The organism is Vibrio sp. Y2-5, from assembly GCF_014596725.1.
Lineage (GTDB): Bacteria > Pseudomonadota > Gammaproteobacteria > Enterobacterales > Vibrionaceae > Vibrio.
On the sequence record NZ_JACVEG010000003.1, the window covers coordinates 302,884 to 316,688 of the forward strand.

Sequence of the window (13,805 nt, forward strand, 5' to 3'; positions counted from 1 at the left end):
CACACAAATTTGAAATGGTCTCACCAAGCATCTATTTCCATTTCTAACTATTCTTTTCTCAGGTATTAGCCAAAGATAAGAGCACGTTTAATGAAAAAGAGATTGTGGCTTCTGTTACTCTGCGTTATTTCCATTCCTGCTCAGGCACAATATCGAGCAGAAAAGGTTATGCAAGGTTTGTTGGTTCCGTGGAGTATCAGTTTCTTAAATGAAAGCCAGGCTTTTGTTACCGAACGCAATGGGAATATTCTGCTCGTTGATTTAAACAAAGGGACAAAAACAGAATTACTTCACATTGAAGATGTTGCCGCGCAAGGACAAGGCGGTCTGCTTGATATAGCCCTATCTCCCTATGATCCCCAAACGTTTTACTTCACTTACAGTAAACGGACGAGTACTGGCGCTGATACCACATTAGCCATAGCAAAATTCAATGACGATAAAGTAATCCAGTGGAACGATCTGTTAGTCACCACTTCAAACTCTGACACTTCTCGCCATTTTGGCAGCCGGATCAGTTTTATTGATAAGCATCTGTTTTTCACCGTGGGTGATAGAGGTAAAAGACCTAATGGTCAGGATCTTTCTACCCATGCAGGAAGCATTCTTCGTCTCAATCTAGATGGTACGGTTCCTCAGGATAACCCGTTTGTTGGAGTCAAAAATACCCTCCCCGAAATCTGGAGTTATGGACATCGAAACCCTCAAGGATTGTTCTTTGATCCACAGACTCAACACTTATGGGAAATTGAACATGGTCCTCGCGGTGGCGATGAAATAAATCTTATCAAGAAAGGGGCAAACTATGGCTGGGCTAAAGCATCCTATGGTAAGGAATATTGGGGGCCAGTAGATGTGGGCGAAAGTAAAGAAGCAGAAGGCATTAAATCACCTGCCAAAGTTTATATTCCTTCAATCGCTCCCAGTGGCTTACTACTCTACCGAGGCGACCGCTACCCTGAACTTAATGGAAAACTCTTAACCGGAGCCTTAAAGCTTACACACATCAATGTGATTACCATGGATGAGAACCAATCCGCGATTAAAGAAGAGAGATTGCTGGAAGATCTGCAAGAACGAATCAGAGATATCAAACTCTCCCCTGACGGCTGGATCTATTTCACTACCGACAGCGGCAACATATATCGCCTAATACCTGAGAGTTAAATTGGATGATAGATTTCAGACATAAAAAAACCTCGAAAATTCGAGGGTTCTTTTACTCTGGAGCGACACACGAGGTTCCCATTCTTTTGAACTAATAGGCGTGACCTCAACCTTGGCAAGGTTTGCGCTCTATCAAATGAGATTGTGTACTCTGAATTTCAGGCATAAAAAAACCTCGAAAAATCGAGGCTTCTTTATTCTGGAGCGACACACGAGGTTCCCATTCTTTTGAACTAATAGGCGTGACCTCAACCTTGGTAAGGTTACGCTCTACCAAATGAGATTGTGCACTCTGTGAATTTCAGGCATAAAAAAACCTCGAATTAATCGAGGTTCTTTTATTCTGGAGCGACACACGAGGTTCCCATTCTGTTGAACTAATAGGCGTGACCTCTACCTTGGCAAGGTTTGCGCTCTATCACATGAGATTGTGTACTCTGAATTTCAGACATAAAAAAACCTCGAAATAATCGAGGTTCTTTTACTCTGGAGCGACACACGAGGTTCGAACTCGTGACCTCAACCTTGGCAAGGTTGCGCTCTACCAACTGAGCTAGTGTCGCAATTTGTATGGTGCCCCGGGCCGGACTTGAACCGGCACGACTCGAAAGTCGAGGGATTTTAAATCCCTTGTGTCTACCAATTTCACCACCAGGGCACACAATTCTTTTTGATGACTTTTGTCATCTTGATACCGCGTTACGCCATATCAATTTAATTTGGAGCGACACACGAGGTTCGAACTCGTGACCTCAACCTTGGCAAGGTTGCGCTCTACCAACTGAGCTAGTGTCGCAATTTGTATGGTGCCCCGGGCCGGACTTGAACCGGCACGACTCGAAAGTCGAGGGATTTTAAATCCCTTGTGTCTACCAATTTCACCACCAGGGCACACAATTCTTTTTGATGACTTTTGTCATCTTGATACCGCGTTACGCCATATCAATTTAATTTGGAGCGACACACGAGGTTCGAACTCGTGACCTCAACCTTGGCAAGGTTGCGCTCTACCAACTGAGCTAGTGTCGCAATGGAGGCGCGTACCGGAATCGAACCGATGTACACGGATTTGCAATCCGGTGCATAACCACTCTGCTAACGCGCCTTCGACTTCAGAAAACCGCTTTAATCTAGCGTTCCTCTTGAGTACGGGATGCATTCTACGGATTCGATGGAATGAGTCAACACAATTTTTTTGATTTTAAATCGTTTGTCTATTTTGCGTTCAAAAAGCACCAAATTGGTCAATTTGTTAGCGAAAAAGCTTATGTTTTCCATGAGATAACTGAAATAGACAACCACGAAACTGCCGCTTGCATCCCCTGATACAACGAAAGCTAAAACCCCAAGAATAAAAAAACGGGCTTACGCCCGCTTCTATCTGTCTAGTGGTTTTCTTCGTCGAGAAGATCGTCTTTGGCAGCCATCAAATATTGCGCCATAGACCAGTAAGTTAAGAAGGTCGCAATATATAATGCGCCGTAGCCTAACCAAACCATCCAGTCATCGTAGCGCCAAATAAGTACCCAAAGCGCAAACATTTGCGTTAAGGTCTTTACTTTGCCAATCCATGAAACGGCAACACTTGCGCGTTTGCCTATCTCCGCCATCCATTCACGCAACGCGGAAATAATGATTTCACGGGCGATCATAGTTACGGCAGGAATGGTAATCCAGATGTTGTGGTAGTACTCGGTAATTAAGATTAAGGCTGTCGCGACTAGAACTTTATCGGCCACTGGATCAATAAATGCGCCGAAACGCGAAGTTTGACCTAATTTACGTGCCAACATCCCATCAAGCCAGTCAGTAAAACCAGCTACCCAGAACACCATTGCAGCAGCAAAAGGAGCCCATTGATACGGAAGATAGAACACGACAACAAATACTGGGATCAGAAAAAGTCGTAGTAAAGACAGAATGTTGGGAATATTAAAACGCATATAATAAGGCTCTTGTCGACTGCCACTTAATGGTGCTGCATTTTCGTTATTGTTTCAATGCCTGATAAATATTTTCTGCCAAAGAATTACTGATTCCCGGCACTTTGGCAATTTCTTCGACAGTTGCTCGTTTCAGCTCCTGAAGCCCGCCCATATATTTGAGCAAAGCTTGGCGACGTTTTGGACCAACACCTTCAATACCTTCTAAGGCACTGGTACGGCGAGTTTTACCTCGTTTCGCTCTGTGTCCGGCGATAGCATGGTTATGACTTTCGTCGCGAATATGCTGGATTAAATGCAGCGCTGGCGCATCACTCGGCATATTGAATTCATCACCATCTACGGTAATCAAGGTCTCCAATCCCGGTTTACGGGTAACACCTTTGGCAATACCAATCAGCCTCGGGCGTTTTGGCCAGTCTTCCCAGCATTTAGCAATCACTTCATGGGCGCGATTAAGCTGACCTTTACCACCATCGATAAAAATGATGTCTGGGATTTTTTCGACGTCTAGTTGTTTCGAGTATCGACGCTCTAACACCTGTCCCATCGCGGCATAGTCATCACCACCGGTAATACCCGTGATGTTGTAACGACGGTATTCTTGCTTAACAGGGCCTTCATGATTAAACACAACACAAGATGCGATGGTGCTTTCACCCATCGTATGGGATATATCAAAACATTCCATACGGCTGATGTTATCCATGTCGAGTTCGTCTTGCAGCGCTTTAAAACGCTGGTTAATCGTCATCTTATGATTAATCTTGGTCGTAATGGCCGTTAACGCATTGGTATTCGACAATTTCAAATAACGAGCCCGTGTGCCGGTAGGGTTCACATGGAAAGTGATCTTTCTGCCCGCGACTTGCTGTAATGCCTCGCGTAAAGGAACTGAATCTTCTAGCAGACCTTCATTAAGGATAATTCGAGTAGGTATCGTCCGCGCTTCATTGTGGTTCAAGTAGTATTGACTCAGAAAACTCTCAAACACTTCCTCTTGAGAAGTATTGTTCGGAATCTTAGGAAAATGACTGCGGCTACCGAGAATTTTGCCCTGACGAATCATTAAGATATAAATACAGGCGATGCCATTTTCCTGCGCAAAACCCAGTACATCCATATCATCCGTGCTGTCTTCAGAAACAAACTGTTGTTCTTGAACACGACGGATAGCCTGAATTTGATCGCGATATTTCGCTGCCTGCTCGAACCGTAACTGCTGGCTGGCATTTTCCATCTTCTCAATTAGAATTTCGAGAACTTGTTTGTCCTTACCTTGCAGAAAGTAACGGACATAGTCCACCAGCTCAGCATACTCTTGATCAGAAATAATGCTCTTTACACAAGGACCCGCACAGCGGCCAATTTGATACATCAAGCATGGACGAGTTCGGTTGCTATACACCGTATCTTCACATTGACGTACTGGGAATATTTTCTGGATCAGATGCAGTGTTTCGCGCACAGCACCCGCATCTGGATAAGGTCCGAAGTACTCACCTTTGCGCTTTTTGGCACCACGATGCAGTGACAAACGCGGATGTTTGTGACTACTGATAAAAATATACGGGTATGACTTATCATCACGCAGTAGCACGTTATATTTAGGCAAATACTGCTTAATGTAGTTGTGTTCGAGAATCAACGCTTCCGTTTCGGTATGAGTAACCGTCACGTCAATCTTGGCAATGTTACTGACCAGAGCGCGCGTTTTCTCACTGTCGATTTTTTTACGAAAATAACTGGAAAGGCGTTTTTTAAGATCTTTTGCTTTACCGACATAAATAACATCAGCATCGGCGTTATACATACGATAAACGCCGGGCTGATCAGTTACTGTCTTTAGAAAAGAGACCGAGTCGAACACTTCTGACACTAGAGTTTCTCTGTGTCTAGCATTCCATGTCGAATAGCTAAGTGAGTCAACTCTACATCACCACCGATATCCAGCTTGGCAAACAAGCGATAGCGGTAACTGTTGACCGTTTTAGGACTCAGATTCAACTGCTCAGAAATATCGGTTACTTTTTGCCCTTTGGTGATCATCATCATGATCTGAAGTTCACGTTCGGACAAATCGGCAAATGGGTTTTCAGAAGCAGGTGAGAATTGACTCAAAGCCATTTGCTGCGCTATTTCTGGAGAGATGTAACGTTGGCCACTGTTCACAACACGAATGGCGTTAACCATTTCGTCTGGTGCAGCACCTTTGGTTAAATAGCCCGCGGCCCCAGCTTGCATAACTTTCGTTGGGAACGGGTTTTCAGTATGTACTGTTAATACGATGATTTTTACGTCTGGATTCATGCGTAAAATTTTCTTGGTCGCTTCTAACCCACCAATGCCCGGCATGTTCATATCCATTAACACGACATCAGCATGGTTGTTACGACACCATTTTACCGCTTCTTCACCGCTATCAGCTTCCCCTGCTATGTTCATTCCACGGACGTCTTCAATAATACGTCGTATCCCTGTGCGAACCAGCTCGTGATCATCTACAAGGAAAACACTAATCACTCTTGTATCTCCACACTTATCTATTTGGCTCTGCACCCACCGAGGCAGTGGATAACAGCTTGGCTGCCTAGTCTAACTCAAAATTGGATTTTTTCTCACACTGAATATGTGCTCAAACCCAAACTTTAGCAAGCACTTATTTATAGGCATTGCCACAAATTGAGAATTTATAAAAATATCAACTTGTTGAGCAACCCGACAAACATATCAGGCTATTCTTACTTTAAAAGTGACTTTTATAGGAAGTTTGAGCGAGCTCTTGTTCTGTTCAACCAATCGTTACCTTATTGCATACGTTTTAAGCAAGACGCATAGATTCTGCTATTTGAAGAACTTTTTGCTATTATGCCCGCCTGTACAAACCACAAGCTCACTCTCTCGCTCGGAACGACCATTTGACTATTCAGCAAGGCTTTCTGCTAACACGACAAGCACGAGACATACAATGTAAAACTCACATCGAGCTTTGGCTTGCTACAGACTCGGGGCCGACTCAAGTAATCATCAAAGATGAAAAGCCGGTGTTTTTTCTTGAACAAACGTCCGTAGCAGTAGCAAATGAACTTCTTGGTGCAAGCAATCTCTCTGCAAACATTCGTAGCCTCGACATGTTGTCGTTTGAACAACAACCACTGGCGGCCTGCTATTGCGAAACCATTCAGCAATCCAACGCCCTAAAAACACTTTTCGAACAATCAGACATCCTGACTCTTGAGTCGGATATCAAGTTGGCTGATCGTTTTCTGATGGAACGATTTATCCAAGGCGGCATTACCTTTACCGGTGATTTCACACGCTACCCGAACTATCAGAGAGTTCTTAACGCAAAGTGTAAAGCCGGTGATTACACGCCAAAGTTGAAAGTGGTTTCGTTGGATTTGGAATGTTCCGAGAAAGGCATTCTCTATTCTATTGGCCTCGATAGCCCGATGGATAGCCGAGTCATTATGATCGGCGAACCGCAAGACGCTGAAACCAACATTCAATGGGTATCAAACGAATATGAGTTGCTACAAGCATTATGTGCTTGGTTTGAGCAATATGACCCTGATGTTATCGTCGGCTGGAGTGTTATCGATTTTGACTTTCGACTACTACATAAGCGAGCGGAATGGCACAAAATGAAACTGATGCTCGGCAGAGGTAATCAGCCAAGCTTTTTCCGCAGCGCGAGCCAAACTCAACAAGGGTTTATTACCATACCTGGACGGGTCGTTTTGGATGGTATCGATACGCTGAAAACCGCCACGTATCAGTTTCGCTCTTGGTCGCTAGAATCGGTTTCTCAGGAACTGCTTGGCGAAGGAAAAGACATTCACAATGTTCACGATCGTATGGATGAAATCAACCGTATGTATCGTCACGACAAGCCTTCACTGGCGAAATACAACTTACAAGATTGCGTGTTGGTGAATAAAATTTTCCAACACACTCACCTACTCGATTTCGCCATTGAGCGCTCTAAACTGACTGGGGTTGAGCTGGATCGTATTGGTGGCTCTGTTGCGGCATTTACTAACTTATATCTTCCACAACTGCACCGTGCAGGTTACGCCGCACCGAATTTGCATTCAGAAAACTGGTTAGCAAGTCCGGGTGGCTATGTCATGGATTCCTTACCGGGGCTATATGACTCGGTGTTGGTGTTGGACTTTAAAAGTCTATACCCGTCGATAATACGTTCATTTCTGATTGATCCTCTGGGTCTCATCGAAGGCTTAAAACTGGAAATAGGCAATAGTGAAAACCAAGCAGTACCGGGTTTTCGCGGTGGTCAGTTCCACCGTAGCAAGCATTTCCTACCGCAGATGATTGAAAACCTCTGGGCAGCCAGAGATATCGCCAAAAAGAACAACGACAAAGCCTTTTCTCAAGCCATTAAAATCATCATGAACTCGTTCTATGGTGTATTAGGTTCCTCCGGTTGTCGTTTCTTCGATACTCGACTCGCTTCCAGTATCACCATGCGTGGTCATGAAATCATGAAGCAAACGAAGGTACTGGTCGAAGAACAAGGCTACCAAGTGATTTATGGCGATACGGACTCAACCTTTGTCTCACTCGGGCATGAACACAACCAAGCCGATGCGGACAAAATCGGTAAAAAGCTGGTCGCCCATATAAACCAGTGGTGGACATCGCATTTAAAGCAGAATTATGCCCTCACCTCCAAATTGGAAATCGAATACGAGACTCACTATCGCAAGTTTTTGATGCCAACAATACGTGGTTCGGAAACGGGTTCTAAAAAGCGCTATGCAGGCCTGATTGGTGAGGGTGAACAAGAAAGATTGGTGTTCAAAGGGCTTGAAAGTGCCAGAACTGATTGGACACCACTCGCGCAGCGTTTTCAACACACCTTATACTCAATGATTTTCCACGGAGAAAACCCTGAAGATTATGTTCGCCAAGTCGTAGAGGATACCCTTGCGGGTCAATTTGATGATGAACTGGTTTATCAAAAGCGCTTGCGCAGAAAACTGCATGAATATCAGAAAAACGTTCCTCCACAAGTGCGTGCAGCCCGTATAGCTGATGAAATAAATGCACAACTTGGAAGACCATTGCAATATCAAAACCGTGGAAGAATTGAATATCTGATGACACTCAACGGCCCCGAACCGAAAGAGTACCTAAAAAGCCGCATCGATTATCAGCACTACATTGATAAGCAGCTTAAGCCTGTCGCGGATGCGATATTACCCTTTGTCGGTTTGCAGTTTGAATCCATTAGTCTGCCGCAGTTAGGTCTCTTCTAACTAACTCGCTGCGCTTGCGTTATGGAAGGAGAAGCTTGTACGTAGTTAATAAAATCCTCAGGTTTCAAAGAGCGACTAAACAACCAACCTTGAATGGATAAGTTCGGGTGATCGGCAATGGCATCTAACTGCTGCTGGGTTTCTACGCCTTCAACCACAACCGCTAAATCAAGCTCAGTAGCGACAGATTGCAAACTGGCAAAGACCTTTCGCCCTCTTTGCGTGTCCAACGCCAGCACAAACGAGCGGTCAATTTTGATCGCATCAATATCAAAGCGATTCAGATAGCTAAGCGACGAGTAACCCGTACCAAAATCATCAATGTAGATTTTCACTTTCATCGCGTGCAGGCGTTCTAATGCACATTGCAACGCCCGTTCGTCCACTAGCAATGTCTCTTCAGTAATTTCAATGTGAATCTGGCTACTGACTGCACCAATCGCAGAGATAATTTTCCCCAGATATTCATCATCGACCAATGTATCGGGAGTGATATTAACGCTCACGGGCACATGGATACCCAATTGGTTCCAATACACAATGTCTTTTGCCACTCTTTTAAATACCCACAAGTCCATATCTTTCATTAACCCGGCGCTTTCTAACCAAGGAAGAAAACTGCTCGGCGGTAACAAATTTCCTTGATCATCCATAGCTCTTACGAGCGCTTCACAACCGACTACCGCACCATTATGTTTTGCAACCTGAGGTTGATACTCCAAACAAAACTCTTTTTGGCTCATATTCTGGATCTGTTTTTCCACTCGCGCTTGATGATGCTCTTTTTGCTGGGCAAGAACGATAGGATCATCAGCTAACGTTTTCGCTTCCTCCTCACGGCGCATATAGGTGGTATCGAGTGAGGCAATACGAATCTCCCTTTCGCCAAATACTTGGTTGGTCGCTCTGACTGCGGGCAAATAAATCAGAATTCCCACCGCAAGATTGATGGCCTGTAATGCCACAGAATGCCAATCACCATGGGTAGCGATCAGGGCATTGACTAAAACTGGAGCGTTAAAAGGTACAGATACAGAAGGAATTTGCACCAAACCAAGGTTAACAGCGGTTAAACCGATGATCACATTAGCCAGCGGCGCTAATAAAAACGGTATAAATAAACGAGGATTAAAGATGATGGGTAAGCCAAACAACAAAATTTCATTCACGTTAATTAAACCGATTGGGATACTTGCAATCGCGATAAGACGTAGTGTTTTCTGCTTAGAAAACAACAATAGAGCTATCACCAATGATAAGGTTGAGCCACATCCGCCAATAAATACAAAAGTGCCCATAAACGACAGGTTCATTGCGTAAGGCGCACTGCCGCCTGCTGCTACTGTGGAATAAGTTAAGTCGCTAGCTTGTTGTAATAACTCAACCATGGGGAGTAAGGCGTAATAACCATGAATACCAAAAAACCACAATGTTGAATTTAATACTGCAAACACAGAACCGAAGATATAGGGATCATTGGCATAATCGAAGGTAAGCAGCTTGTCTAAAGAAAAAAGCGACAGTGACTCAAGAATGACAAAATTCACCAACATCACCATCGCCAAAGTGATGATCGCTGGTAGCACTAGGTTTAACGACTCCTTCACCATGGAACCAGCGCTTTCTGACGAAGTCACATGCAAAGCTTTTAGAGAAAACAGATAGGCGATCAAAGGGATAGCGTATAACGGCGTCACGATTGCCATAACGATATAAAGCATTTCAAGCGTACTGTGCGTTTTGATCAACGAAGCACTAACCACCAGATAGAGGATACTCAGCAAAGCCATCGGTGGTCTTGGAATACGCCATTGCATAGCGAGCAAATAAGATGTTGTCGCCGTCATTAGATAGGGAAATACGTCGCCAACAGCACTGTTCATATCATAGAAAGCCTGCACCCAAGACGGGCGACCTCCAATGTAAAACTCAGCGATACAAGCAACAAAAAGAGCCAGTGAGGAAAGCATCAAACAGGGAATTAACCAAATCATACCTTGTCGTATGGCATGCATAGAGGAATACCCATATTTCAGTACACGACCGAACAGATGATTTGGTTTTTCTTTGAGACTAACTGGCATACAACTGCTCCACCAACCCCTACTCTCTAAAGTTAGCACAGCGAAAATTAACTATAGAATTAGTTCGTTATATTGATAAATTTACTTCTAGTCGAATGACTAACCGATACGAAATTCGGTTTTCTGATATTGCTGAACCAACCAAGGCCCAAAGCTATCCAGCAAACCAATCACAGATCGTTTAGGGATTACTCGGTCTTTCAAGAGCAAACCTAAACGATCGACCTCTAGCTTCATCTCTGGATGGTAATGGAGGAAATTGTTCCCACACTCAACAGGATCATCAAACCACTTCCTATCTTTGTACATAATGAGAGAGTAGCTTGCGCGTAGCAGTTTTTTCGCCATCTGCTTTTGTGCTTTTAGCTGCTCTTGAGGTGTATTTGCTTTTACAATCCGGTCACGCAGAACTGGAACCCACTCAGAAATATCCATATTCCAATGCTTAGCGATTTCCCAGCTTGGTTCAAAATCACCAAAACATTCCGCCAAGTTATCACCATAAACACAGACACAGCAGTGCCTGAGCATAAAACCCCAAGTGAAAATGCTGTCTAACGTGGTAATCTCGTCGACCAGAGCAGTCTTGATATTGACATCAGTTATAAACGGGAAGCTCTTTTGGAATCGCCAGCGAATCGTATTAAGCAGCGTCACTTTACGATCTTCAAAAGGTCGTTTAGTAACAATCACCACGTCCATATTTGACTGACCAGCCACTGCCGTTTTTCTCGCTACACTGCCGTACAGATAGATACTGTGCAATGCATCCCCTACCCCAGCACGTAAAAAACGAACCAAATCGTCAACGGCGGGTTGGAACTCAGGTTGAAAAGGCTGTTTAGGGTCAATAACCAAAAGCGTCATGAACGAGTGTTAGCTCCATAGAGTGATGAGGCTGTTTATGTTCCCTTAAGCAGAAGCATGAATCAATAGCTTAGATGGTGTGTGAACGATGAAATACAAATTTAATGCATTATTCTCGTCTCAAGTTGCAGTCAGATATTCCTTTTCTGGCATGGCTAAATGTATAATGCGCCGAAACGAAAAACGAAGGATAAGACTCCATGCCAAAGGCAAGTGAACTTAAAAAAGGTTTTGCAATTGTATCAAACGGCAAAACACTACTAATCAAAGATATCGAAGTAACAACTCCGGGCGGCCGTGGTGGTTCTAAGATCTACAAACTACGTTGTACAGATCTAAACACTGGCGCTCGTGTTGATGAGCGTTACAAGTCAGACGATTTCCTAGATACCGTCGACATGAACAAACGTAACATTTCATTCTCTTACGTTGATGGCGACGAGTACATCTTCATGGACAATGAAGACTACTCTCAATTCAACTTCAAAAAAGCAGACATCGAAGACGAACTACTGTTCATCACTGAAGAAATTCAGGGTATGCAAGTAGTGCTTGTTGATGGCAAACCTGTTGCTATCGAACTTCCTTCTTCTGTTGAGATGGTAATCGAAGAAACTGATCCTTCAATCAAAGGTGCTTCAGCTTCAGCTCGTTCTAAACCAGCACGTTTCTCTACTGGTTTAACTGTTCAAGTTCCAGAATACATCGCTAGCGGCGAGCGCGTTGTTATCAACACGACTGAACGTAAGTTCATGAGCCGAGCGTAATATGTCTGAATTGATCTCATTAGACGACGCAATCGAAGCTGCATACGACATTTTCTTAGAAATGGCTCCAGATAATCTGGAACCCGTTGATGTGATCCTGTTCACCGCTCAATTTGATGATCGCGGTGCGGCAGAAGTCGTAGAAATTGGCGACGACTGGGTAGAACAAGTAGGTTTTGAATTTGATAAAGAAACTTACGCGGAAGTCCGTATTGGCCTCGTCAATGAAGACAATGATGAACTGGATGACGTATTCGCACGAATGCTCATCAGTCTCGATCCAGACCATAAAGCTTGTCATATGATGTGGAAGCGCGATTAATCGCAATCTCCGTATCATCAAGTGTCAAACGCCAACCCTAGGGTTGGCGTTTTTTATCTCTGTAACAGTGAGCGCATTATTCCACTCGCTCATAGTGGATCACATACAGAGATTCAATGCCCGGATAGATATCATTAATCACTTGCTTTAACTGAGGCAAAGTCATGTTCTCCTGCTCAGCATGAAATTCATTGAGATCAGAAAACAGTACGGGTTCCACAGACTGAATCTTTAAACGGCAAAACCAACGCCCCTCTTCCAATGTGCTTACATCAACCACTGAACCGGGTTGATAATCTTTTTCGCTTTCATCACGAATAGTAATCACTTTTTTACCAGAGAGAATATCGGCTTCAAAACGGGCGAAAAATGTCATTGTTGTAGGAAATTGCATAACTTATCTCTAGCGTAAAAGGAGTGACTCCCCCAGCTTGATAGAACAAAGCAAAGCTGGACGGGAACAAAAACAAACCATTGAAGGAGTATACAATTAGATGATACTTTGTGCCCTATCACATAAATAAAAATTTATTTACTTCAATTGCATAAAGAGAAAATCTGCCATTGCATTTTTCTTTTAAGTCGTAAAGTATTTGTATATTCAATTACACTTTGAGCGCAGCATGTCTTCATCACCACTTTATACACAGATCAAACACTATATTCTCGACAAAATTAATTCTGGTCACTGGCCTGTTGGTCATCGCATCAGCACTGAACTTGAATTAACCGAGCAATTTAATGTCAGCCGTATGACGGTGAATAAAGCGATCCGAGATTTGGTGTCCGAAGGCAAACTACAACGCCGCCCTCGTCTAGGTACTTTCGTTTGTGTACCTGAAGAAAAGGCTGAATCGCCACTATTGGATATTCGCAATATTGCTGACGAAGTGTTGAGCCGTGGCAAGCAATACCACAGTAAGGTTTTACAACAACGTGCAATCGTTGCTGATGAAAATGTCGCGATAAAGTTGGGCATTATGGTGGGTAGCAATGTGTTCTACAGTGAAATCCTGCATTACGCCAATGACACGCCGCTGCAACTTGAAATCCGTTGGGTAAACAGCCGTTATGCTCCGAATTATCTCGAACAGGATTTTTCGCAAATCACCCCTAACCAATACCTTTCAGCGAACTGCCCGTTAAGTGCTATCGAGCATACCGTTGAAGCAATCGTCCCAGATAGCCACATCAAAGCCTCTCTGGAACTGAGCAGCAATGAACCGTGCTTACTTCTTAACCGCCGCACTTGGAGTGAAGACAAGTTAGTGAGCTCTGCACTGCTTTACCATCCGGGTTCGAAATATAAACTCACTTCAAAAGTTTTATTGAACGAGAAATAAAATTCTCACATTTTCACAACATTCCGCTTG

The 13,805-nt window shown here is 43.8% G+C and carries 11 protein-coding genes and 6 tRNA genes; 5 read left to right on the plus strand and 12 right to left on the minus strand.

Going from position 1 to position 13,805, the window contains the following annotated elements:
- The first annotated feature begins 90 nt into the window (after nucleotides 1-90).
- A complete protein-coding gene (locus HUO09_RS10775) occupies nucleotides 91-1,167 on the plus strand; it encodes a PQQ-dependent sugar dehydrogenase (protein ID WP_188233990.1) in 1,077 nt (358 codons plus the stop codon).
- 487 nt (nucleotides 1,168-1,654) lie between these two features.
- Here the strand turns inward: HUO09_RS10775 and HUO09_RS10780 are convergent.
- The 9 genes from HUO09_RS10780 to uvrY all read right to left on the minus strand — a co-directional run bounded on the left by HUO09_RS10780 (nucleotide 1,655) and on the right by uvrY (nucleotide 5,633).
- A tRNA-Gly gene (locus HUO09_RS10780) sits at nucleotides 1,655-1,730 on the minus strand.
- 8 nt (nucleotides 1,731-1,738) lie between these two features.
- Nucleotides 1,739-1,825: transfer RNA gene (locus HUO09_RS10785), tRNA-Leu, on the minus strand.
- Between the two features lie 62 nt (nucleotides 1,826-1,887).
- Nucleotides 1,888-1,963, minus strand: a tRNA-Gly gene (locus HUO09_RS10790).
- An 8-nt stretch (nucleotides 1,964-1,971) separates the two neighbouring features.
- Nucleotides 1,972-2,058 (minus strand) — tRNA-Leu (locus HUO09_RS10795).
- Between the two features lie 62 nt (nucleotides 2,059-2,120).
- Nucleotides 2,121-2,196: transfer RNA gene (locus tag HUO09_RS10800), tRNA-Gly, on the minus strand.
- Nucleotides 2,197-2,198: 2 nt separating this feature from the next.
- Nucleotides 2,199-2,272 (minus strand) — tRNA-Cys (locus tag HUO09_RS10805).
- Between the two features lie 280 nt (nucleotides 2,273-2,552).
- Nucleotides 2,553-3,110: a CDP-diacylglycerol--glycerol-3-phosphate 3-phosphatidyltransferase gene (gene pgsA / locus HUO09_RS10810; RefSeq protein WP_042488433.1), complete on the minus strand. Its 558-nt coding sequence runs from the start codon at nucleotides 3,108-3,110 to the stop codon at nucleotides 2,553-2,555.
- A gap of 46 nt (nucleotides 3,111-3,156) precedes the next feature.
- A complete protein-coding gene (uvrC, locus tag HUO09_RS10815; RefSeq protein ID WP_188233991.1) occupies nucleotides 3,157-4,989 on the minus strand; it encodes an excinuclease ABC subunit UvrC in 1,833 nt (610 codons plus the stop codon).
- A complete protein-coding gene (uvrY, locus tag HUO09_RS10820; RefSeq protein ID WP_167413385.1) occupies nucleotides 4,989-5,633 on the minus strand; it encodes a UvrY/SirA/GacA family response regulator transcription factor in 645 nt (214 codons plus the stop codon). Before uvrY ends, uvrC begins: the two co-directional genes overlap by 1 nt.
- 395 nt (nucleotides 5,634-6,028) lie before the next feature.
- Here uvrY and HUO09_RS10825 point away from each other — a divergent pair, with 395 nt between their 5' ends.
- Entirely contained in the window at nucleotides 6,029-8,392 is a 2,364-nt protein-coding gene (locus tag HUO09_RS10825) for a DNA polymerase II (RefSeq protein WP_188233992.1), read from the plus strand.
- Here HUO09_RS10825 and HUO09_RS10830 read toward each other — a convergent pair.
- Complete coding sequence (locus HUO09_RS10830) at nucleotides 8,389-10,407, minus strand: EAL domain-containing protein (protein ID WP_188234155.1); 2,019 nt, start codon at nucleotides 10,405-10,407, stop codon at nucleotides 8,389-8,391. The two genes, HUO09_RS10825 and HUO09_RS10830, sit on opposite strands and share 4 nt — an antisense overlap.
- Nucleotides 10,408-10,575: 168 nt before the next feature.
- On the minus strand, nucleotides 10,576-11,343 hold the full coding sequence (locus HUO09_RS10835) for a nucleotidyltransferase domain-containing protein (protein ID WP_167413387.1): 768 nt from the start codon (nucleotides 11,341-11,343) through the stop codon (nucleotides 10,576-10,578).
- A 200-nt stretch (nucleotides 11,344-11,543) separates the two neighbouring features.
- Between HUO09_RS10835 and yeiP the strand changes: the two genes are divergently transcribed.
- Both yeiP and HUO09_RS10845 read left to right on the plus strand, forming a co-directional pair.
- Nucleotides 11,544-12,110 (plus strand): elongation factor P-like protein YeiP, encoded by a 567-nt coding sequence (gene yeiP / locus HUO09_RS10840; RefSeq protein ID WP_167413388.1) that lies wholly within the window; start codon nucleotides 11,544-11,546, stop codon nucleotides 12,108-12,110.
- A 1-nt stretch (nucleotide 12,111) separates the two neighbouring features.
- Nucleotides 12,112-12,432, plus strand: a complete 321-nt coding sequence (locus tag HUO09_RS10845; protein ID WP_042488411.1) for an HI1450 family dsDNA-mimic protein — start codon at nucleotides 12,112-12,114, stop codon at nucleotides 12,430-12,432.
- Between the two features lie 76 nt (nucleotides 12,433-12,508).
- On the opposite strand, the gene yqfB is transcribed toward HUO09_RS10845, so the two are convergent.
- Nucleotides 12,509-12,826 carry a N(4)-acetylcytidine aminohydrolase gene (gene yqfB, locus HUO09_RS10850; protein ID WP_188233993.1) on the minus strand — a complete coding sequence of 106 codons (318 nt, stop codon included), beginning with the start codon at nucleotides 12,824-12,826 and terminating at the stop codon, nucleotides 12,509-12,511.
- Between the two features lie 229 nt (nucleotides 12,827-13,055).
- On the opposite strand from yqfB, the gene hutC reads away from it, so the two are divergent.
- Entirely contained in the window at nucleotides 13,056-13,775 is a 720-nt protein-coding gene (gene hutC, locus HUO09_RS10855) for a histidine utilization repressor (RefSeq protein ID WP_042488404.1), read from the plus strand.
- The last annotated feature ends 30 nt before the right edge of the window (nucleotides 13,776-13,805 follow it).